Genomic DNA, 20,766 nt, shown 5'->3' with positions numbered 1-20,766 from the left:
GTGTTAGTTATTCAATGCCAGCATCAGCTCGCGATTACGTTCCAGCTTGGCGAGCATTTGCTGTGCCAGTGGCTTAAAGGTGGCGAGTTCCGCCGCAGGTAAGGGCTGTGATTTGGGCAGCTTGACTGTACGTGGGTTGCGATGCACGCCATCTACCAGAAACTCATAATGCAGATGAGCACCGGTTACGCGACCCGTTGCACCAACAGTACCAATTTTCTGGCCCTGCTTGACCTTCTGGCCTTTTTTGACATGGCGCTTATGTAAATGCAGGTACTTAGTCACATACTGACTGCCGTGCTGTATAAATACATAGTTACCATTTAGGCGGTTAAAGCCAGATTTAATGACTTTACCATTACCCGCAGAGACCACAGGTGTGCCGACTCTGGCGGCGTAATCTATGCCGCGGTGCGCCGACACGCGGCCCGTGACAGGGTGCAGACGGCGCGGGTTAAAGTTGGAACTAATATATTTGAAATCAACCGGTGCACGCAGGAAGGCCTTTTTCATACTGCGCCCTTCAGGGGTGTAGAAGTCACCGTCGGAGTGACGTACTGCGGTATAGCGCTCACCCTGATTAATGAATTCAGCAGCGATGATTTTGCCAGTGCCGATTTCCTCACCATCCACAAAATGTGATTCGTAGATAAGAGAAAACTGATCACCTTTGCGAATATCGTTGGCAAAGTCGACATCCCAACCAAAGATGTGCGCAAAGTTCATGATCTGACGTTCAGATAAGCCTGCGGTGATACCGGCCGTCCAAAAGCTGGACTTGATCTCGCCCCCGGCTGACTTTTCGACAGTCTCTATTTCTTTGCTTTCGATCCGTGTGGCATAACTGCCTTCCTCATTACGGCTGACAAGTAGTGTATCTGTTTTTGATAGCACATATTTCAGCTGTAACAACTCACCTTGTTCATTACTGGCAAAGCTCAGCACTTCGCCTGGATGGATTTTGGTAAGTTTTCGTGTTTCGGCATTGGTATTGACGAGCTTATGCAGCGTTTGTGCTGAAAAGCCGGCGCGTTTAAAAATCACTGCCAGGCTGTCGCCATTACGGACCTGGTGGTCAACGAAATCGTATTGTGGGGCTTCGGGAGCAAGCGGCTGTTCAATGATATCGGGCGCTTCACTGAGCTCAGTCAGTTGAGGCTGTGGCTCTTCGACATTCAAAGGAAGCTCATAGCGCTTGCCGACTTCGAGCGCGTCTTTGTCGTGATCTCGGGAGGCTGTTGCCTTCTCAGACGGAATGAGTGCAATAGCGACCATTGCTGACAGCAAGCCCAGGATCAGCAACTTGTGTTTTTTTGGGAGTTTGTGCACTGCATGTACCATAACGTGCCTTTTCCGCTGTCAAGAATTATTGCAAATAATAGTGCAGCATATACGTAATAATGCGCAAATACCAGTCTTTTATACATTTAAACTACCCCAAATATAAGCTAAAATCGGGCGATTAACTGATTAAATTGTTGGAGTGAGGTTGGCGTGACAACTGTGGACATAGATACGGCATTGGCAGAGATAAAGCGCGGTGCTGAAGAAATTCTGATTGAAGAAGATTTAAAAGAAAGGCTGAAGTCAGGTAAAAAGTTGCGGATCAAAGCGGGTTTCGATCCAACAGCCCCGGATTTGCACTTGGGCCATACGGTCCTTATCAACAAGCTAAAAACTTTCCAAGACTTAGGGCATGAGGTTATTTTCCTGATCGGTGATTTCACAGGCATGATTGGCGACCCTACGGGTAAAAATGTCACTCGTAAACCGCTAACTCGTGAAGATGTACTGGCTAATGCTGAAACCTATAAAGAGCAAGTATTTAAGATCCTGGATCCGGCTAAAACCACTGTAGCGTTCAATTCTGAATGGATGGAAAAATTAGGTAGTGCGGGCATGATTAAGCTTGCAGCGCGTCAAACGGTTGCGCGTATGCTTGAACGTGATGATTTCAAAAAACGTTATGCGGGTGGCCAGTCAATTGCTATTCATGAATTCCTTTACCCGCTGGTACAGGGGTGGGATTCAGTGGCGCTGGAAGCGGATGTTGAACTCGGTGGTACCGATCAGCGCTTTAACCTGTTAATGGGCAGGGAGTTACAAAAAGAAGAAGGTCAGAAGCCACAAACCGTGCTGATGATGCCATTGCTGGAAGGCACCGATGGCGTGCAGAAGATGTCTAAGTCACTGGGTAACTATATTGGTATCACAGATGCGCCAAACGATATGTTTGGTAAAGTGATGTCGATTTCTGACGAACTGATGTGGCGCTACTACGAGTTGCTAAGCGCTAAGTCACTGGAAGAGATTGCGGGCCTCAAAGAAGAAGTGGCTGGTGGTCGTAATCCACGAGACATTAAGATTGAGTTTGCGAAAGAAATGATCGCACGTTTCCACAGCGAAGCAGATGCTGAAGCTGCACATCAGGATTTCATTAAGCGTTTCCAGAAAAATGCCCTGCCTGATGATATTCCAGAGGTAACCATCACCATTGCTGAGCCTGCGACTTTCATTACTAATGTGTTAAAAGAAGCTGGCTTGGTTGCCAGCACCTCAGAAGCGATGCGTATGATTAAACAAGGCGCGGTTAAGCTCAATGGTGAAGATAAAGTCACCGATTCTAAGCTGAGCGTTGAGAAAGGCTCGACAGCGATTTACCAGGTAGGTAAACGCAAGTTCGCCAAAATCACTGTTGAATAATCGACTGAGTTAATGAAGTGAATTCAAAGTAAGGGCGGCTATTTGGCCGCCCTTTTTAATGGGTGAGAATATTAATGGTTAACCAGCACAGGCATAGGGCACAAAGGAAAAACCAGCGCATGGTTGCCAACAACTTGAGCATCAGGCTTATGGTCTCCGGTTCTGGCGGTCTGTCGCTGCCAATGCGCATATTGTCAAATCGCTGCTGCTGATAAAAGCGTGGCCCGGCGAGCTGGGTATTGAGGCTGGCTGCAAACAAAGCCAGGATCCAACCTGAACTGGCAGGGCGGTAGAACTGACCATAGTGTTTTAGGTAGTGCAGTGTTTTCCCCAGGTTTTGTGTCAGCGCCATCATTAAAACGAACAGCCTGACGGGCAACCACTCGAGAATCGCCAGGCTCAGTTGCAGCGGTTTAATAAATGCTGTGTCTGGACGCATCTTGCTGCGCCAGGCGTGATCGCAGAGCAACATCAATTTATAGCTCAATGCCAGCAGAGGGCCACCAATCAGATAAAACACCATGACCAGATAGAAATGCCGCATGCCACGTAATGCCAGGCTGTCCAGGCATGCTTTGCATATGCCCATCAAAGACAGTTTCTCCACATCCCGCTTTACCATAGCGCCAAGTAACTGGCGTGCAGCCGCTTTTTGTTGTTGTTTGAGTAAAATCGCAATCCGCTTGGCACGCCGTTCGTGTTGAATATCCAGACAGAAAAATAATACCAGGCCACCAAGCCATTGAGGGTAGAAAGACAAATAGCCCAGAGCGGCCAAAATGAGCAAGATGATCAGCATTGGCAGGATAAATGCCATACTGCCGGATAGCAGTTGATAGCTATTTGGTGCCTTAGGACGGTAAACTTTTTGAGCCAGATTAGTAAACAACAGCGTCATGACGACATTGGGGTGATACAGGCTGGAGGTTCTGAATCCTATCGCGCTGAGTGTTGCCAGTAAGAAAATCAGCAAGCCCATGTGGGCTTGCAAATGTTCAGTTAACACCTTACAGCGAAACCTGATCCAGCTTTGCCAACAGGGCAATAACCAGCTTCGAAGAGTTTACAGAGGCAACTTCCAGGTAGGCGTCAAATGATTGCGGCGATTCTTTGCCGGCGATGTCTGACAGCGAGCGGATCACGACAAACGGGGTGTGTAACACGTGACAGGCTTGAGCAATTGCGGCGCCTTCCATTTCAACCGCCAGCATGTGTGGGAAGTCCTGGCGCGTCTTGTCAATGCGGACTGGATCACACATGAATGAATCACCGGTACAGATTTGGCCTACTTTTGTCTGAATGTCTGTCAGTTCACCGACACTTTGCTGAGCGGCTTCAACCAGAGCTGAGTGTGCGCTAAAGCCTGCTGGCATTTGTGGTACCTGACCCAGTTCATAGCCAAATGCAGTGACGTCAACATCATGATGTCTTACTTCTGACGAGATCACGACATCGCCGACGTTCAGCTCAGGATCAAAGCCGCCGGCTGAACCTGTATTAATCACACAGTCAGGGCTGTAGTTGTCGATTAGCAGCGTCGTTGCACTGTCGCGGCCACTTTGCCAATACCAGACTGAACCAGAGTTACCTCATGTCCACCTAGTTCACCGTGATAAAAGGTGAAACCGCCTTTAGTTGCGGTTTGTGTATTGTTCATTGCGTCACGCAGGATTGTGACTTCCTGTTCCATCGCGCCAATAATACCTACTTTCATAATCTTCTCTTATTTTTTAACCGTGTTGCTCATTATATATCAAAACTGGTGTTAGAAAATATGATGTTAGGCAGGTTAAAACGTTTTGCTGTCAGCCCTGAGTTGGGCCGACAGTGAGTGTGGCAGGCTAAATTTCTGCCAGTTGGGTTGCCGCGGCTTTGGCCTGAGACGGTGAAAGTACCGCAGGTTTGTAATTGCGATTGCGAGGCTTGCCCTGTGGCTCTGGTTTCTTGCCTAGTTTAAACAGGATGGCAGCCCGCACTTCAGCGCTTTTGTAACCACTTTTTACCTTCATGCGAATATGTGGGATCCCGGCTGACTCCAGCGCACCGCTGACGAACCAGTCTTTTTGTGCTTTGTGGCCGTTTTTATTGGCGTTGTTTACCAGATCAACGGCAGCGACAATATTGAGCGTTTCTTTGTCAACCAGCACATAATCGAGCTGCTTATTTTGCGCTTTGGTGATGGCAGCCCGGCGTGCCTTTTTGGATAATCCAGGTTTACACTCGATAATTTCAATCAGCTTAACTCTGCTGACAATCTTAAACTTGTCACCTACTGAACGCTCTAATAGCTGTAAAAAGGAGGCTTCGACTGTTGTGAATACAGATTCTTTTCGATTAAACGGATAGGGGTTACCGCCGTTATCCGTATATTTTGAAATAACAATGGAAGCAATAACGACCAGCGCCAGAATAGATAATAATGTTAGTTCCATAAATCACTCCACGACAACAATTTGACTTGCAAATTATTAAGCAAAGAGTGTGCCTAAAGTGATTTTTCTGAATGCTGAAGAATTAAAAACGCTCGGCGGTTTGGGATGGCCGAGCGGATAAGGAAAGCACAGTGCTTGACTGGATCAAGCGCGGTAGCCGTCTTTCAGGCCTTTTACGGCATATGCAACGGCATCGTGTGCATGCAAAGATTCGTAGTGGTTTATCTTTATATAGTAGTCTGGGTAGTTTTCAGCTTCAAACAAGGCTTTGAGTTTTCTGGCGGCGTCTTCACAGAACATCAGGTTCTGACCGTTAAGGCGGGCAAATTCTTGCTCATCTTCACGTTTAACCGCTGCCTGTACAGGCGTTTTTAGTTCATCTTCTACCATGTTTACCAGACCCAAGATGTCAAACTCCTGACAATGCTCATCCAGTTTGACCTTGATATTCGTTACAGAGCGTTGTGAGTGCGGTGTTGCCAGGATGCCTTCAGTGGTGCCTAACCAGGCATGAACACTGGCATGATCAAGTGGCTGATCGGTAAACTTTTCTTCAAAGGCATTTTGGATCAGCTGACGGGCAAGGGCTGCAGAGCAAGGGCAAGTTGATGAGTAAGTAACATCAACGGCTAATTCCAGATTAAACTGGCCGTTTGCCAGGTTAGCGGTGATCACAACAGGGTAGTTTTTCCAGCCTTGCTTACCACTTAATAAGGAAGCACGGCGCAGTGGTAATTCGAAATGAAACGTTACCTTAGCGCTGTGGCTCAGTCCTTCATGACTGGTGATAAAGCTATCCAGAACCGAGCGAATCGCCGCGGGTGTCAGTGTCTGTTCACAGGACAGCGAGTCGAGTGCCAAAAATAACCGTGACATATGGATACCTTTCGCATCTTCCCTGTCCAGGCTGACAAACGCATCCGCTTTGGCTGTTACGGGCGTATCATTCAAGCCTTTACTTGATAACAGTAAAGGTAGCTCGATATTTCCCATTCCGACCCAGTCTAGCTTGCCTTCTTGTAAGGCGTCTGCAGAATGTGCAATGTCAGGCATTGAAGTTGGCATTTGAACTCTCTTAATCACGACTATCAGGGTTGGGCATGTTACACCAAAATGTCACAACTTGCCGAGCCCGCAGGAAAAATTCTGGTAAAAAAATCGCCCAAGTGTGCAAAATTTCGTACGCCGATGTCGACTTTCTACACATCCACAAAAGGCACTGAATACGGGCGCTACAGAGGTTATTTTAGTTTGTGCAATGTCGCCTGCGACCTTTGGTCACTCGCTTCTGTGTTTTGGTCAGGTATAATGTAGGGGTTAACTAGGTGATTTTATTATGCTTGACTCTTCATTTGGGACCTGGGCCCGAATTTTATCGAATTTGATTAAAAACTACGGAGACCGCTGGGCTGGGGTTGTGGCCTATGCTTTCGTACTGATTGTGTCTCTGGTTTTGGCGTGTATGTTTTACTACGTGGCGCTCGGTGAAGTCACACTGGTCAATGTGCTGTCGGTGGTGTTATTTGCCGCATTAACCTCTCCATTACTGCTTTCTGTTGCTATCTATGCAATGCGTCAGCTGGATGCGTCGAAAGAGTATCTTGAATCCGCCACACAACAAGAAAAACTGCTCAACCAGACACTCAAAGACAACATTAACCGGCTCAATAACGAAATTGACGAGCGGAAAATGGCGCTGCATGCAAAGCACCGGGCAATCGCAGAATTGCGTAAAGAAATCTCGGAGCGGCGCAAAGCCGAGCAAGAGCTGGCTCAGCAGAGTATGTTACTGCGTAGTATCGTAGATTCCTCTCCTGACTTATTCTATTACCGAGATGAGCGGGGCGTATTTGCGGGTTGCAACAAGAAGTTTGAACAAGTCATTGGCAAAACCAGTGAACAACTGATCGGCCACACGGTACAGGAAGTGTTTGGTGAACAGGATGTTCCGAGGGTACTGCAAACTGATGAGCAAGTGATTGAGACCCAGCAATCGATTAATGTTGACGTAGAATACCCGGTCGCCAATGAAAACTGCTGGTTTGAGATGCGTAAACTGCCCTTCATTAATGATGATGGGGAATATATCGGGCTGCTGGCGTTCGGTCGTGATATTACCAGTCGTAAAGAAGCGGAGCAGGCACTGGAAACGGCCTATAAAGATAAAGGGAAATTTATTGCCACGTTGAGCCACGAATTACGCACACCGCTCAACGGCATTGTCGGTCTGACACGTATGTTATTGGACACTGAACTGACAAAACAACAAAAAAGCTGGTGCAATACTGTTTTCTCCAGTGCTGAAACTTTAGGTAATATCTTCAATGACATTATCGATCTGGATAAGATAGACAGGGAGCAGCTTGATATTGCCACAGACAGCATTAATGTGTCGGACTTTATCAATGATGTTGTCAACTTTGCAGGCCTGATAGCGGAACAAAAAGCCCTTGAGTTCAATATCAAGCGTTCAGGTATGTTGGATATCTATGCGCTGTTAGACCCAACTCGTTTGCGTCAGGTGTTGTGGAACCTGATCAACAATGCTGTGAAGTTTACTCACCGAGGTGGCGTTACTCTGGAGTGTCGTCGCGAAAACCGTGTTGATGGCCCCTGGTTGTCGATCAGTGTCATCGATACAGGTGTGGGGATCCCTTCTGATCAACAAGATCGCATTTTCGACATGTATTACAAAGCACCCGATGCCAGTGGTAATAATGCCATTGGTTCAGGGATTGGCCTGGCGGTGACAAAAGCGCTGGTGCATGCCATGAAAGGTACAATTCACGTCAGCAGCATGCAGGGAGAAGGCAGTCGCTTTGATGTGGAGCTACCTTTGGAGCTCTGCTCAGCGCCAAATGAGCAAAGCTATGCGGGCCGTAGTCTTTACATTTTGTTGGTAGAAGATGTGCCACTGAATGCTGAAATTGCCACTAACTTGCTGGAACAACGTGGACATGAGGTCGTCTGGGCAGAAACCGGGGAAGATGCCTTGTCGATGGTTGAAACTGAGGATGAGTTGGATCTGATCCTACTTGATATGCAGTTACCAGACATCAATGGTGATGAAATTGCGCGGCAGATCCGTGCCGATAGCCACTTTGATGAGTTACCTATCGTAGCACTGACGGCTAATGTGCGTAGCGCAGAGCAAGAGCTGCAAGGAATTGATATTCAGGGCGCACTGGCAAAACCTATCAACACCACAAAGCTGGATAAGATGCTTGCTGAGCTGTTTGGGATAGAGGCAAGCAAAGACAAACAAGCTTCGCCTCAGTCTGAGCCGTTGCAATTGAGCGAGCAAGAGCAAGCGTTGCTGGATGTGGAAACAATCACTGACTTTGTATCATCTATGGGTATAGAGCCCTTTAAGCGCAGCTGTGACTTATTTGCTCGCCTTAATCCGACTTATCACAAAGAGCTGGATGAGGCTAATCAAAATGAGGATACCGAGACCTATGTGTCTGTGGCACATAAACTAAAAGGCGCCGCGGGCTCTGTTGGTCTGCAGAATGTGCAATTGCATGCTAAAACGATGGAGCTGGAAGGTGCTCAGGTAGACAAAGAGCAACGTGCGGATTGGTTAGATGAACTAGAGGTGAAAATAAGAGAAGGGCAATCTGCCCTTCACTCATTAATTGCAAAGCTCGCTGAAAACTCGTAACGCAAACTTATTGGCTATCGATCTTACCGATGAAGCGGTAGCCTTCACCATGAATGGTGCTGATCAGTTCAGGCGTGTTGTTGTCGGTTTCAAAGTGCTTACGGATACGACGAATGGTGACGTCTACCGTTCTGTCGTTGGCACGCAACTCACGACCTGTCATGTGCTTGATCAGCTGCTCACGACTGAAGATACGACCAGGTGAGTCCAACATCAGACGCAGTGCACGATATTCGCCCTTCGGCAAACGTTTCGCTTCACCAGTTGGTGAAGTCAGGCAGCGGCTATTCTCATCCAGTTCCCAACCGTTAAATGTAATGACGCCATTGCTGTCAATACTAGACTCCTCCGGGCTTGAGCCGGTACGAGTGATCAGGTTGCGCACACGGATTGTAAGTTCACGTGGGTTGAAAGGCTTAGTGACATAGTCGTCGGCACCGATCTCCAGACCAAGAATACGGTCGACATCGTTGTCACGACCGGTCAAGAAAATAAGACCGATGTTTTTCTTCTGGCGTAACTCACGAGCCAGGATAAGGCCATTTTTACCAGGCAGGTTAATATCCATGATCACACAGTTGACGTCGTCATTTGACGTCAATTTTTCATGCATATCATCGCCATCAATGGCTTCAATTACCTTATAACCTTCGGCTTCAAATAAACTAACGAGGTTCAGTCGAGTTACGTCTTCATCCTCAACAATTAGAATGACTGGCGTTTGCATTATTAATTAACCTTTTCGGAATATTGTATTTACAAAATCATCGGCGTTATATAATAAAACCGAATGTTAACGATTATAGGAGTATATTCAATTGTTAACAAGTAAAATCAGTTAGGATAAAACTTGGAGACGGCAAGCAACCGGGAAAGCACTTTAAAGTTGTGCTGGGTGACTTCTTGCTTGTTTATATACAGTCTTATCTTACTCCCTTCCTGGACCAAGGACGCAATCCCACCCCCTTCCAAAAATTCGATACTTTCGCCCACAGTTACCATACTTAGGGCCATTGTATCGGTCCAAGCGGACAGTATATCATCTTCCAATGTTTCATCAATGTATGTGATATCACATCTTTGGGAAAGTTCCCGCAAAGACTCAGACTTTTTCACTTCTATTATTTCAATCGGCTTTAAACGTATTTTTAAGGTACGGTTACTATATAAAACAGCACCTGGTCCGTTTTTTATGTCATAAAAACAAAATCGAGTCGTTTTCTTATTCTTTTGCTCAGGAAAATCAATGAACTTTGCCATTTGATATAAAAAGGCCGAGCGGATTTCTTCCGGCGATTTCGCAAAACTAAACGTAGAAAAAAGTGAAAGACAGCAAAAAATAAATAGGTACATAAATCTCACTGTGTACCTCCTTTCAGAGGCAAGCTGATCACAAATTGAGTACCCGATTTATAGTCTTCTTTTAATGTGATACTTCCGCCCAGCGCCTGAGTGACCAGGTTATAGACTAAATGCATGCCCAGTCCACTACCACCTTCTCCTCGGCGCGTGGTAACAAATGGGTCAAATATGCGCTTTTTGATGGCATTTGGCACGCCAATACCATTGTCACTGTATACAATCGTTAATTGCTGGTCTTCTTTGTTCACTTTTATAGCAATTTCGTTATTTTCATTGCTGGTAAAGCCATGCAATAGCGAGTTTGAGAACAATTGCTCGAACACTTGCTGCAGCAACCCAGACTTACTTCTGATGGTGAGCTCTTCAGGGCAATCCAGGTGAATTTGAGGGGCTTTAAGCTCCAGTTCGGTGCGCATTGCGCCCATTACTGCATTGAGTAGTTTAGTGATATTGACGTCTGAATTGATCTCTATGTCCTGACTGACCGCGACTTTCTTAAAGCTGGAGATCAGATCTGCGGCCCGATTGAGGTTACGATAAATGAGATCCAGGTTTTCGATCCCTTCTTTGATAAATCGTTCCAGCTGTTTTGATGTGAGCGTTTTTTGCTGGAAAGCCACTTCAATGTCACTGAGTTTATCGCGTAATAATGTCGAACCGGTGACACCCAGACCAATAGGTGTATTAACCTCGTGGGCTACGCCCGCAACCATCTGGCCCAGTGACGCCATCTTTTCATTTTCAACTATCTGATTCTGATACTGGTGCATACGTTCCAGTGTATTAAGCAGCTCCTGGTTTGCTTCCCTGAGCGCGATGGTTCGTTGATTGACTTTTTCTTCCAGGCTTTGGTTGAGCTGTTTTATTTCCAGCTTATCTGCCTGATGGCGCTCAAGCTGATTTTGTGTCCGGGTCAGCATGATATTGAGGTTGTTAGCGAGGATATTGATTTCCTCTATGTCGCTTTTTTCCGCTCGGGTGGCGTAGTTATGGTTCTTCGAAACATCCTGCAATAATACAGATAGCGACTCTATCGGGCTGGCAATTCGTTTTTGGATCCCCCGTGCAACAAACATCACTAGCACCAGTACAAACAGCGTTAAAGCGATATCTACCAGTATCTTTCGGTTGATGTATTCGGCCAGGTGCTCGAGCCCACCACGCAGATATACGTAGCCCTCTATATTGCCTTCATACTCAACAGGCAAGATCAGCTCGATATAATCTTCAGAAATCTTCGGTATTCGAAGCTCCTCAATTTGATTGACCTTGAGCGGTACGGGCGGTGTTTTACTGGCATTGTAGCTGGTGAAAAAGACCGGCCGATTGGTGACATCATCAATTGCATAGATGTGAATGTTTTTCACCAGGTCGACTTTATCAAATGATTTAAGACGCTTTTCTTCCGTTTTTCTGTCGTCAAAAATCAGCGTTACCTGAGCGTTAAATGCAATGATCTCGGCGATCATTTCCAGCTTATTGATGATCAGCTGTTTTTGCTTTTTAACGTCGAGATAGGTTGAAATTGAGATAGACAGGGACAAAGACAGCGCCGTTACTAGCATGACGGCACTGATCAGCACTTTTCTTATACTTGTTTTGGTTGCGTATTTACCCATTGGGAGACCACAAATCCCGCTTGCCTGCTATTCACTCACTTTAGTTTAGCAGTATAGAACACAAAAAAGCTCACATTTTACGAAACGATTCAGCACTTTGCTGACTAGCAGAGGTTTAGCAGCCGGTGACGGCAGGTACAACAAGACAAATAAGGCCAGTTCACAGCAAGGATGAACTGACCGACACTCAATTTATGCGGGCCCGATAGACGGCAAATTTGGTATTTTTGATCAGGGTATCGCATTGACCAAAGCATGCTTCAATCAGTGGTGGGTACTTCAGAAAGCTATTTGCAACAATGTGAAGCTGTGACCCTTTACCCATGTGTTCAGTCACACCTTTGATAAACCCTTCTGCAATGTCATAGTCAGTTTTAATACCGGTGTGAAAGGGGGGGTTGCTGATAATGGCATCAAAGCGGCCTTTCAATTGTCTGAGACCATCACTGAGTACCAATTCAGCCTCATGACCATTTAAGCGTAAAGTTTGTTCACAGGCATAGAGAGCCAGTGCATTTACATCCAGGCAGCTGAAGCGTACTTTGGGTGACTGGTTAAGCACAAAAGTAGCGATGATCCCGGCACCACACCCAAAGTCGAGCATGTTTCCCTTAGTGGGCAAATCAAGATGCTCTAGCAGTAACTTAGTACCGATGTCGAGTTTACCATGATTAAACACGCCTGGAACGCTGACTGCATCAAACTGCTGCCCGGCAACATTTATGCTAAATGTCTGCTGATAGCTGGCAATGTCAAATTGCGCCAGGGATTGTAGCTGGGCAAACTCATATAAAATACAATGTTTAGCGCTGTCCAGTTTGTAATGCGCTGCACATTTGCCCTGCAGTTGTTTTTCTGCAGATTTAACGCCGCCTTTATTTTCTCCAACTACCAGTAAACGAGTTTGCTCAGAGCACAAGGCACGAATATTGTCGAACATCATCTGTGCTTCTGGTTTTGATTTCGGGTAGTAATAAATGACCAGGTCAATATCGTTGAGTTTAGGCAGGCTATGTGACACATAGCTGGTGATATTAGCGACCTTATCGGCAGCCTGATGATCGGCAAAGTCATAACTGAATGCGCTGATATTTGCCTGCGGATTCAATTGCTTTAGTTCTGACAAAAAGCCGTCGCGCTGGTGATTGATCACCAAGATTTGCTGGCCTGTCAGTTCTTCTTCATTGCGCAGCAGTAATAAACTGGGGTTGGTTAATTTTTGCATCTGAGATCCAGAAAAGGCGGGGCTGGTTGCCCCGAAAAGCTGTAACAGATCAGGCTGTACGTTCGAACATCAGATCCCAAACGCCATGGCCGAGACGATGACCGCGCTGCTCAAACTTAGTCAGTGGGCGGAAATCCGGGCGTGGTACATAATCATTGTTGTCAGATTGGTTTGCAAACCCAGGCGCTGCCTGCATCACTTCGAGCATGTGCTCTGCATAGTTTTCCCAGTCAGTTGCCATGTGGAAAACACCACCAATACGCAGCTTAGTGCGCAGTTTCTCGACAAACTCAGCCTGAACGATACGACGCTTATGGTGGCGTTTTTTATGCCAAGGGTCCGGGAAGAATAGCTGGAGTTTCGCCAGGCTGGCGTCCGGGATGCAATCAGCCAGTACTTCGACTGCATCATGTTCGAATACGCGTAAGTTAGTGACACCTTGTTCATCCGCTTCCATCAGACAGGCGCCAACACCCGGGCGGTGTACTTCAATGCCAATAAAATTTTGGTCAGGGGAATTTTTCGCCATTTCGACCAGCGATTTGCCCATACCAAAGCCAATCTCAACTACAACATCATTGTCGTTGCCAAACACCTCGGTAAAGTCCAGGCGACCCTGAGCGTGCTCCAGGCCCATCGTTGCCCAACATTTTTCAATGGCGGCAGCTTGCCCTTTGGTCAGGCGGCCTTCGCGTTTTACAAAGCTGCGTACTTTGCGAATGTATTTGCCTTCCTGTTCGGCTTGTTCCAGAGCGGTTTTACTCGATTCGTTCATGGTCTTCATCTTCGGTGTAAAAAATGGGCGCACATTATCGCTATTCACAGCGCCAAGTACAAGAGCTTGACCTTTGAAAAAAGCTTCATACACTGGCGCGTGTATTAGCAAGTAAAAGCAGAGTCTAGCAATGACAGTAAATAATGAGCAGGCCCAATGGTTTGCCAAACAGGTTGTCGACTGGTATCAGTTACATGGGCGCAAAACCTTACCCTGGCAGCTTGAAAAAACCCCATATAAGGTCTGGGTATCTGAAGTGATGTTACAGCAAACTCAAGTTGTGACCGTGATCCCGTATTTTGAGCGTTTTATGGCGCGCTTTCCAACTATCATTGACCTGGCCGATGCGCCGGAGGATGAAGTGCTTCATCACTGGACTGGCCTTGGGTATTACGCACGAGCGCGAAACCTACATAAAACGGCCAAAATAGTCCGTGATGAATATCAGGGTCAGTTCCCGCAAACTTTAGAAGCCGTGATGGCCTTACCGGGAATTGGCCGCTCCACAGCTGGGGCTGTACTCTCTTTGTCTTTGGGTCAGGCGCATCCAATTCTGGATGGCAATGTGAAACGCGTACTGGCACGTTTTTTCATGGTAGAAGGTTGGTATGGCGTCAAAAAGGTCGAAAATCATTTATGGGCACTGACCGATGCACTAACACCTAAAGATCGTGTTTCAGAATATAATCAGGCGATGATGGATTTAGGGGCGAGTCTGTGTAGCCGTAGCAACTTTGACTGTGAGGCTTGTCCGTTAGTCAGTCGTTGTCAGGCACATCAACAGGGCAGAGTGAAAGAATTTCCTAACTCTAAGCCGAAAAAAGCCAAGCCAAAGAAAGCGGCTTATCATCTGATAGTGCGAGCTGATGATAAAGTACTCATGGAGAAGCGGCCAAGCAGCGGCATTTGGGGTGGCTTGTTTGGTTTTTTTGAGTTCAGTGAACTAACTGAACTGGAAACTTTTTTGGCGCAACAAGGGTTATCGGGTAGCCAGCAAACGCTGTCGCCATTTGTGCATATATTTACGCACTTTGAACTGACCATCACGCCTGTGGTGGTCTCATTAGATGCGACGCCGGATTGTGTTCACGATAATCCACTCCTGTGGTATGAGCTGGCGCAGCCTGCTGAGGTGGGTTTAGCAGCACCAACTAAAAAGTTGGTTAAAGTCTTAAAGGCAATGGGGTAAACTTAGTTACAACGAATGTATAAAGGGTAAAGAGATGGCACGTACCGTATTTTGTCAAAAGTTACAAAAAGAAGCTCCAGGGTTAGATTTTCAACTTTATCCGGGAGAGGTTGGCGAACGCATCTTCAATAACATTAGTAAAGAAGCGTGGCAACAGTGGCAGCACAAGCAGACTATGCTGATCAACGAAAAGCACTTAAATATGATGGATCCTGAACATCGTCAACAGCTGGAAGAACAAATGGTGGGTTTTTTGTTTGAAGGTAAAGAGGTTGAAATCGAAGGTTACCGTCCAAAAGACGTATAATCTACTCGATTAAAAAGGCTGCATGAGCAGCCTTTTTAATGTCTGGCGGTTGTCTTAGTAGCTGCGCTCAACGGCTAGTTTCGCCAATGAAATTAGCGCGGCTTTGTGTTCTGACTCAGCTAGTACACTGAGTTGTTCAATGGCTTTTTGTGACTCTTTTCGAGCTCGTTCCATGGTATGCTCCAGCGCCTCTGTCTGCTCAAGCGTGGCCAGAATCTCCGTCAGGTTATCAAGCCCGTTGCCATTGGCAATGGCATCGCGGATCTGTGCAACTTGCGCTTCACTGCCGTGGCGCATCGCATAAATTAACGGCAGGGTTGGTTTGCCTTCGGCTAAATCATCACCGATATTTTTACCAAGCTGCTCAGCATTGGCGCTGTAATCGAGGACATCGTCTACGAGCTGAAAAGCAGTGCCTAAGTGCATGCCATATAATTTAAGTGCTTCTTTGGTCGCTGCTGATTGATCAAACACAACAGCCGGCAGCATAGTTGCCGCTTCGAATAATTTGGCTGTTTTGCTGTAAATCACCTGCATGTAGCTTTGTTCAGTCGTGTCTGGGTCATTGCAGTTCATCAGCTGCAGCACTTCACCTTCAGCAATCACATTGGTTGCATCTGCGAGGATCTGCATCACTTCCATATTTTCCAGTCCGACCATCAACTGAAAAGAACGCGTGTATATAAAGTCACCAACCAAAACACTTGCGGCATTACCAAATTCAGCGTTGGCAGTTGGTTCACCACGGCGCAGGGCAGACTCGTCAACCACATCATCATGCAACAAAGTTGCGGTGTGGATAAATTCAATGATGGTCGCCAGTGTAATGTGCTTATCGCCCTGATACCCTAATGCTTTGGCCACCAAAAGTGCCAGCATAGGGCGGATCCGTTTGCCACCACTATTGACTATATATAAGCCAAGTTGATTAACCAATGCGACGTCAGATTGCATTTGGTCGCTGATAAGTCGATTAACGGCAAGCATGTCTTGCTCAATCAATCTCTGGATCGCTTTGATATCCATAACGCTCCGAGCTAAAGCCTCATTCAGGGATGTTCGAGCCGCAAGTGTACATTAAAATTCACCGTGACTCGATAACTTGCCGTAAGAGAGGTTAAAAAATCAGTGCTTTTGTATGTTTTTTGCACTTATCGGTTGTTTCTGATCAGAACTCCGATGTTGAAAAAGCAAAAAAGAGCTTGGCTTATCACACCTATTCGTTAGAATAAATGAAAATATTATTACGCCCTCAAGTTAGCTATTTTTTATTCATTTATTTGCGATCTAGGGCTTGCGCGAAGTAGCACATTAGCGTAAACTTCGCGCCCTATTGAAGAATATTAAGTTGCGTCGATTTGAGGGCGCACAGACGGAGTTAATTATGTACGCGGTTTTCCAAAGTGGTGGTAAACAGCACCGTGTGACTGAAGGTCAAACAATTCGTCTAGAGAAACTAGACGTTGAGACTGGTGCATCAATTGAATTTGATTCAGTACTTCTTGTAGCTGATGGTGAAAAAATCGAGATCGGTGCGCCGTTCGTAAACGGTGGTAAGATTACAGCTGAAGTTGTATCTCACGGTCGTGGCGAGAAAATTAAGATCGTTAAATTTAGACGTCGTAAGCATTCTCGTAAGCAGATGGGCCACCGTCAGTGGTTCACTGAAGTTAAAATCACTGGCATTAGCGCTTAATTTAGAGGTACAGAAAGATGGCACATAAGAAGGCAGCTGGTAGTACTCGTAACGGTCGCGATTCAGAAAGTAAACGCTTAGGTGTTAAGCGTTTCGGTGGTGAATCTGTACTAGCGGGTAACATCATTGTTCGTCAACGTGGTACTAAGTTCCACGCTGGTACTAACGCAGGTATCGGTAAAGACCACACAATCTTCGCAAAAGCAGACGGTAAAGTTGTTTTTGAGCAGAAAGGTCCTTTAAACCGTAAATACGTTAGCATCATTGCTGAGTAATCGGTAAAAGAATACTGAAAAACCCCGCTTAGGCGGGGTTTTTTGTTTTTATAGAGCAGAGCCTGAATTTTGCTCTAACCTTATTCCTGTCAAATACGCGCCACAGACCGGTAGTTAGGCATTTGCCCATGCTGATCAAGCCGCTATGAACTTGCTATAATAGCAGGTGCTGAACAACCAGTAAGAGAGTAACCATGAAGTTTGTCGATGAAGTAGAGATCCGCGCGGAAGCCGGAGACGGTGGAAGCGGTGTCGTTTCATTTCGCCGCGAAAAATTTGTACCCGACGGTGGCCCGGATGGGGGCGACGGCGGAGACGGAGGTAGCGTTTATCTTGAAGCAGACGAAAACCTCAATACCCTGATTGATTATCAGTTTGAGCGGTTCCACCGTGCCGAGCGAGGTACCAATGGTCATGGCCGTAATATGACGGGTAAAAAGGGCACCGACTTAATCCTGAAAGTACCGGAAGGGACGCGTGTAACTGATGTTGATACGCAGGAGTGCCTGGGTGACTTGACTAAGCATGGACAAAAACTACTGGTCGCTAAAGGCGGTTATCATGGTTTAGGTAACACGCGCTTTAAATCGAGCACAAACCGTGCGCCAAGACAGAAAACACTGGGCACGCCTGGCGAAGTGCGAAACCTGAAGCTGGAGCTGATGTTGCTAGCCGATGTTGGGTTGCTAGGCTTGCCAAATGCAGGTAAATCAACCTTTATTCGCAGTGTATCGGCTGCTAAGCCTAAAGTGGCTGATTATCCATTCACGACTTTGGTGCCAAATTTGGGTGTAGTACGTCCTGAAGCGAACAAATCCTTTGTGATTGCCGACATTCCGGGTTTGATTGAAGGCGCATCAGATGGTGCAGGCCTGGGGATCCGCTTCCTGAAGCACCTAGAGCGTTGCCGTGTATTGCTGCACGTTGTCGATGTCATGCCAGTTGATGGCACAGACCCAGTGGATAATGCGTTCGCAATCATCAATGAGCTGCATCAGTACAGCCCAAAACTTGCCAACAAGCCGCGTTGGCTGGTGTTGAATAAAATAGACCTGCTAGCAGAGGATGAGTTAGAAGAGGTTTGTCAGCGTATTGCCGAAGAGCTGGATGCTGAACAGGTGTATCGTATCTCTGCTGCCAATAAGTTTAATACACAGCAGTTGTGCTACGACATTCAAGGCCTGCTGGATAGCATGCCACGCGATAAGTTCGAAGAGCAAGAGCAGGAAGAAGTCGAGTTCAAATGGGATACCTACCACCGTCAGGCAACTCAGGATAACGATGATGACTGGGATGACTGGGACGAAGATGATTACGACGTAGAAGTCGTCTACGAAAGATAAGCGCGGTCCGTCTTAGCGTCTCACTAAGCGGGTTGATACAAAAAGGGCCTCTGGCCCTTTTTTAGTATAAAAGTATGAGTGGAGTGTATTGTGATAATATCAATGATTGCAGCGATGGCAAACGGACGTATCATCGGCGATGATAACGCTATGCCCTGGCATTTACCGGCCGACTTGAAACATTTTAAAGCCGTCACCTTGAATAAACCTGTGGTTATGGGGCGCAAAACATTCGAATCTATTGGTCGTCCTCTTCCTGGCAGACGAAATATTGTGATCAGTCGAAACCAAAATTACCGTGCTGAGGGCATTGAGGTAGTTTCATCACCGCAAGATGCGTTGGCTTTAGTTGACGGGTGTGAGGAAGTTATGATCATTGGAGGTGGAAATATTTATGAACAGTTTCTACCCTTAAGTAATCGGCTTTATTTAACATACATCGACTTGGATGTTTCTGGCGACACGCGTTTTCCTGACCACTCTCAGGCCGGTGAGTGGCAAGAAATTGCAAGCGAAACATATGAAGCAGATGAGAAAAATTTGTATAGTTATAAGTTCGTAACTCTAAATAAAGGAATATAACTTTGTTGCTAACAATTGTATTGGTTGATACAATATTGAGCGTTTGTTCTTACGAAAAAAGTACTAGGTGATTGGTGATGAAAGTAATTCCTTTAGTTATTGGTGTGAGTCTTGGCGTTTCGGCATTAACCGTAAGTTTTGCGAGCAAAGCAAACGATCAGTTAGCAGTGTCTTTGTGTGAATATATTGCGGCTGACGATAAAAGACGTATCCGCAGCACGCTAAAGAGCTCACGGGTTAAAATCCGTAACGTGTACGATTCAGTTCAGTGTAATGGTAATAACATGCTGCGCCATGCAATCGCTAATAACGCGGTGGATGCAGGCGAGTTTATCGTTAAAAGCTTACCTAAAAGTGCATTATCTGATGGCGCTGACATCGCCTGGGCTGAGAGCAACGGCCATGGTGGTTCAGCTTTGATCGCAGCTATTAAAAAGCGTGCTGGTCTGTAAGAACTCTGTCGGACTTAGCGTCTGAAAATATTAAAGTATTTAGAAATGCCCGACACTTTTAGAGTGAGCGGGCATTTTTTATTTCCACAGCTATAAAAGGGATATTATTAAACTTGCACTGCCAGCGGATTCGATTAGAATACTCTGTCACACAACTATTCTTATGGTGAGAAATTCTTCCGCCATTTTATGTAATAATGGATGAACTATGAAAGCTGTAATTCCTGTAGCTGGACTTGGTACGCGGATGTTGCCTATGACGAAGGCTATCCCCAAGGAAATGTTGCCTTTAGTCGATAAACCTCTTATTCAATATATAGTGAAAGAGTGCGCAGCTGCGGGCATTTCCGAAATCGTCTTGGTGACCCATTCGTCAAAGAATGCGATTGAGAACCACTTTGATACCAGTTTTGAACTGGAAGCAACACTGGAAATGCGGGTTAAGCGTACTCTGCTGGAAGAGGTTCGTTCAATTTGTCCTGAAGGCGTTACTATCATGCATGTTAGGCAGGGCGAAGCAAAAGGGCTTGGTCATGCGGTCTTGTGCGCAAAGCCTATTGTTGGTGATGACGATTTCGTGGTTGTCTTACCTGATGTGATCCTGGATGAGTATACGGCAGATCAAAGTAATGAGAACCTGGCGGCTATGGTCAAACGTTTCTTAGACACTAAGCTAAGTCAAATTATGCTTGAGCCGGTTCCTCAACAAGACGTCAACAAGTACGGTATTGCAGACATCCAGGGCGTTGAGCTAAAGCCTGGCGAGAGTGCACCAATCAATCACATGGTCGAGAAGCCGCCTGTTGATAAAGCGCCTTCCAACCTTGCCGTTGTGGGTCGCTATGTATTATCACGTAATATCTGGCCTTTGCTTGAGCGTACGCCATTGGGAGCCGGAGGCGAGATCCAGCTAACTGATGCAATTGATATGCTTATGGAAAGTGAAACCGTTGAAGCATTCCACATGAGTGGCCGGGCTCATGACTGCGGCGATAAGCTGGGTTATCTGAAAGCTATCGTTCAGTACGCAATGCGTGATGAAAAACTGGGCGAAGATTTCAGTGAGTTCGTAAAAGCACTGTAACCTCATCCGCCATGATACGAAAGCCCGACTCAATGTCGGGTTTTTTGTGTGTTTAGCA

20 protein-coding genes and 1 pseudogene are annotated in these 20,766 nt (G+C 46.3%); 10 read left to right on the top strand and 11 right to left on the bottom strand.

Translation table 11 applies throughout. The features are described from left to right. Window positions 1–3: 3 nt before the first annotated feature. Window positions 4–1,341, bottom strand: coding sequence for a peptidoglycan DD-metalloendopeptidase family protein (locus IY568_RS18550; protein WP_125559047.1), 1,338 nt, complete (start codon window positions 1,339–1,341; stop codon window positions 4–6). A gap of 162 nt (window positions 1,342–1,503) precedes the next feature. Here IY568_RS18550 and tyrS point away from each other — a divergent pair, with 162 nt between their 5' ends. Further along, complete coding sequence (tyrS, locus tag IY568_RS18545; protein ID WP_194868382.1) at window positions 1,504–2,703, top strand: tyrosine--tRNA ligase; 1,200 nt, start codon at window positions 1,504–1,506, stop codon at window positions 2,701–2,703. Window positions 2,704–2,758: 55 nt separating this feature from the next. On the opposite strand, the gene IY568_RS18540 is transcribed toward tyrS, so the two are convergent. From IY568_RS18540 to folE2, 4 genes and pseudogenes are all read right to left on the bottom strand, one after another. Beyond that, window positions 2,759–3,709: a cobalamin biosynthesis protein CobD/CbiB gene (locus IY568_RS18540; RefSeq protein ID WP_323744763.1), complete on the bottom strand. Its 951-nt coding sequence runs from the start codon at window positions 3,707–3,709 to the stop codon at window positions 2,759–2,761. Window position 3,710: 1 nt separating this feature from the next. Next, window positions 3,711–4,417, bottom strand: a pseudogene (gene mtnN, locus IY568_RS18535) (5'-methylthioadenosine/S-adenosylhomocysteine nucleosidase). A 127-nt stretch (window positions 4,418–4,544) separates the two neighbouring features. Continuing rightward, entirely contained in the window at window positions 4,545–5,135 is a 591-nt protein-coding gene (locus IY568_RS18530; RefSeq protein WP_010383537.1) for a DUF2726 domain-containing protein, read from the bottom strand. A 144-nt stretch (window positions 5,136–5,279) separates the two neighbouring features. After that, window positions 5,280–6,200, bottom strand: coding sequence for a GTP cyclohydrolase FolE2 (folE2, locus tag IY568_RS18525; RefSeq protein WP_194868366.1), 921 nt, complete (start codon window positions 6,198–6,200; stop codon window positions 5,280–5,282). A 271-nt stretch (window positions 6,201–6,471) separates the two neighbouring features. Between folE2 and arcB the strand changes: the two genes are divergently transcribed. Continuing rightward, window positions 6,472–8,799: an aerobic respiration two-component sensor histidine kinase ArcB gene (gene arcB, locus IY568_RS18520; RefSeq protein ID WP_194868365.1), complete on the top strand. Its 2,328-nt coding sequence runs from the start codon at window positions 6,472–6,474 to the stop codon at window positions 8,797–8,799. A gap of 7 nt (window positions 8,800–8,806) precedes the next feature. On the opposite strand, the gene arcA is transcribed toward arcB, so the two are convergent. From arcA to trmB, 5 genes are all read right to left on the bottom strand, one after another. After that, on the bottom strand, window positions 8,807–9,526 hold the full coding sequence (gene arcA / locus IY568_RS18515) for a two-component system response regulator ArcA (protein WP_010383531.1): 720 nt from the start codon (window positions 9,524–9,526) through the stop codon (window positions 8,807–8,809). Between the two features lie 107 nt (window positions 9,527–9,633). Continuing rightward, a complete protein-coding gene (locus IY568_RS18510; protein ID WP_125559189.1) occupies window positions 9,634–10,152 on the bottom strand; it encodes a YfiR family protein in 519 nt (172 codons plus the stop codon). A 5-nt stretch (window positions 10,153–10,157) separates the two neighbouring features. After that, the gene (locus IY568_RS18505; RefSeq protein ID WP_125559053.1) at window positions 10,158–11,780 is read right to left on the bottom strand and encodes a sensor histidine kinase; all 1,623 of its coding nucleotides are present in this window, start codon (window positions 11,778–11,780) and stop codon (window positions 10,158–10,160) included. 187 nt (window positions 11,781–11,967) lie between these two features. Continuing rightward, window positions 11,968–13,005: a methyltransferase gene (locus tag IY568_RS18500; RefSeq protein WP_125559055.1), complete on the bottom strand. Its 1,038-nt coding sequence runs from the start codon at window positions 13,003–13,005 to the stop codon at window positions 11,968–11,970. Window positions 13,006–13,054: 49 nt separating this feature from the next. Then, entirely contained in the window at window positions 13,055–13,780 is a 726-nt protein-coding gene (gene trmB, locus IY568_RS18495; RefSeq protein ID WP_049864640.1) for a tRNA (guanosine(46)-N7)-methyltransferase TrmB, read from the bottom strand. Window positions 13,781–13,910: 130 nt separating this feature from the next. On the opposite strand from trmB, the gene mutY reads away from it, so the two are divergent. Beyond that, on the top strand, window positions 13,911–14,969 hold the full coding sequence (mutY, locus tag IY568_RS18490; protein WP_194868364.1) for an A/G-specific adenine glycosylase: 1,059 nt from the start codon (window positions 13,911–13,913) through the stop codon (window positions 14,967–14,969). 34 nt (window positions 14,970–15,003) lie between these two features. Beyond that, the gene (locus IY568_RS18485) at window positions 15,004–15,276 is read left to right on the top strand and encodes an oxidative damage protection protein (protein WP_194868363.1); all 273 of its coding nucleotides are present in this window, start codon (window positions 15,004–15,006) and stop codon (window positions 15,274–15,276) included. Window positions 15,277–15,330: 54 nt separating this feature from the next. Here the strand turns inward: IY568_RS18485 and ispB are convergent, their stop codons facing one another. Next, the gene (gene ispB, locus IY568_RS18480; protein ID WP_194868362.1) at window positions 15,331–16,302 is read right to left on the bottom strand and encodes an octaprenyl diphosphate synthase; all 972 of its coding nucleotides are present in this window, start codon (window positions 16,300–16,302) and stop codon (window positions 15,331–15,333) included. 358 nt (window positions 16,303–16,660) lie between these two features. Here ispB and rplU point away from each other — a divergent pair, with 358 nt between their 5' ends. From rplU to galU, 6 genes are all read left to right on the top strand, one after another. Continuing rightward, window positions 16,661–16,972 (top strand): 50S ribosomal protein L21, encoded by a 312-nt coding sequence (rplU, locus tag IY568_RS18475; protein ID WP_010383520.1) that lies wholly within the window; start codon window positions 16,661–16,663, stop codon window positions 16,970–16,972. A gap of 17 nt (window positions 16,973–16,989) precedes the next feature. Next, the gene (gene rpmA, locus IY568_RS18470) at window positions 16,990–17,247 is read left to right on the top strand and encodes a 50S ribosomal protein L27 (protein ID WP_010383519.1); all 258 of its coding nucleotides are present in this window, start codon (window positions 16,990–16,992) and stop codon (window positions 17,245–17,247) included. Window positions 17,248–17,441: 194 nt separating this feature from the next. Continuing rightward, window positions 17,442–18,590, top strand: a complete 1,149-nt coding sequence (gene cgtA / locus IY568_RS18465) for an Obg family GTPase CgtA (RefSeq protein ID WP_049864637.1) — start codon at window positions 17,442–17,444, stop codon at window positions 18,588–18,590. Window positions 18,591–18,680: 90 nt separating this feature from the next. Next, a complete protein-coding gene (folA, locus tag IY568_RS18460; RefSeq protein ID WP_230090587.1) occupies window positions 18,681–19,172 on the top strand; it encodes a type 3 dihydrofolate reductase in 492 nt (163 codons plus the stop codon). Between the two features lie 77 nt (window positions 19,173–19,249). Beyond that, the gene (locus tag IY568_RS18455; RefSeq protein WP_010383515.1) at window positions 19,250–19,624 is read left to right on the top strand and encodes a DUF3718 domain-containing protein; all 375 of its coding nucleotides are present in this window, start codon (window positions 19,250–19,252) and stop codon (window positions 19,622–19,624) included. Between the two features lie 208 nt (window positions 19,625–19,832). Continuing rightward, on the top strand, window positions 19,833–20,708 hold the full coding sequence (gene galU, locus IY568_RS18450; RefSeq protein WP_125559063.1) for a UTP--glucose-1-phosphate uridylyltransferase GalU: 876 nt from the start codon (window positions 19,833–19,835) through the stop codon (window positions 20,706–20,708). Window positions 20,709–20,766 lie beyond the last annotated feature (58 nt).

Origin of the sequence: Pseudoalteromonas sp. PPB1 (genome assembly GCF_015356275.1) — a bacterium.
GTDB lineage: Bacteria > Pseudomonadota > Gammaproteobacteria > Enterobacterales > Alteromonadaceae > Pseudoalteromonas > Pseudoalteromonas rubra_D.
This window is presented reverse-complemented; position numbering and strand designations above follow the sequence as displayed.

Coding starts and splice junctions, on each gene's coding strand:
- IY568_RS18505 (WP_125559053.1), bottom strand. CDS start 11,780: ATGGGTAAATACGCAACCAAAACAAGTATAAGAAAAGTGCTGATCAGT.
- galU (WP_125559063.1), top strand. CDS start 19,833: ATGAAAGCTGTAATTCCTGTAGCTGGACTTGGTACGCGGATGTTGCCT.
- folE2 (WP_194868366.1), bottom strand. CDS start 6,200: ATGCCAACTTCAATGCCTGACATTGCACATTCTGCAGACGCCTTACAA.
- IY568_RS18510 (WP_125559189.1), bottom strand. CDS start 10,152: ATGTACCTATTTATTTTTTGCTGTCTTTCACTTTTTTCTACGTTTAGT.
- arcA (WP_010383531.1), bottom strand. CDS start 9,526: ATGCAAACGCCAGTCATTCTAATTGTTGAGGATGAAGACGTAACTCGA.
- cgtA (WP_049864637.1), top strand. CDS start 17,442: ATGAAGTTTGTCGATGAAGTAGAGATCCGCGCGGAAGCCGGAGACGGT.
- IY568_RS18500 (WP_125559055.1), bottom strand. CDS start 13,005: ATGCAAAAATTAACCAACCCCAGTTTATTACTGCTGCGCAATGAAGAA.
- rpmA (WP_010383519.1), top strand. CDS start 16,990: ATGGCACATAAGAAGGCAGCTGGTAGTACTCGTAACGGTCGCGATTCA.
- IY568_RS18455 (WP_010383515.1), top strand. CDS start 19,250: ATGAAAGTAATTCCTTTAGTTATTGGTGTGAGTCTTGGCGTTTCGGCA.
- arcB (WP_194868365.1), top strand. CDS start 6,472: ATGCTTGACTCTTCATTTGGGACCTGGGCCCGAATTTTATCGAATTTG.
- IY568_RS18530 (WP_010383537.1), bottom strand. CDS start 5,135: ATGGAACTAACATTATTATCTATTCTGGCGCTGGTCGTTATTGCTTCC.
- IY568_RS18485 (WP_194868363.1), top strand. CDS start 15,004: ATGGCACGTACCGTATTTTGTCAAAAGTTACAAAAAGAAGCTCCAGGG.
- mutY (WP_194868364.1), top strand. CDS start 13,911: ATGACAGTAAATAATGAGCAGGCCCAATGGTTTGCCAAACAGGTTGTC.
- IY568_RS18550 (WP_125559047.1), bottom strand. CDS start 1,341: ATGGTACATGCAGTGCACAAACTCCCAAAAAAACACAAGTTGCTGATC.
- ispB (WP_194868362.1), bottom strand. CDS start 16,302: ATGGATATCAAAGCGATCCAGAGATTGATTGAGCAAGACATGCTTGCC.
- trmB (WP_049864640.1), bottom strand. CDS start 13,780: ATGAACGAATCGAGTAAAACCGCTCTGGAACAAGCCGAACAGGAAGGC.
- rplU (WP_010383520.1), top strand. CDS start 16,661: ATGTACGCGGTTTTCCAAAGTGGTGGTAAACAGCACCGTGTGACTGAA.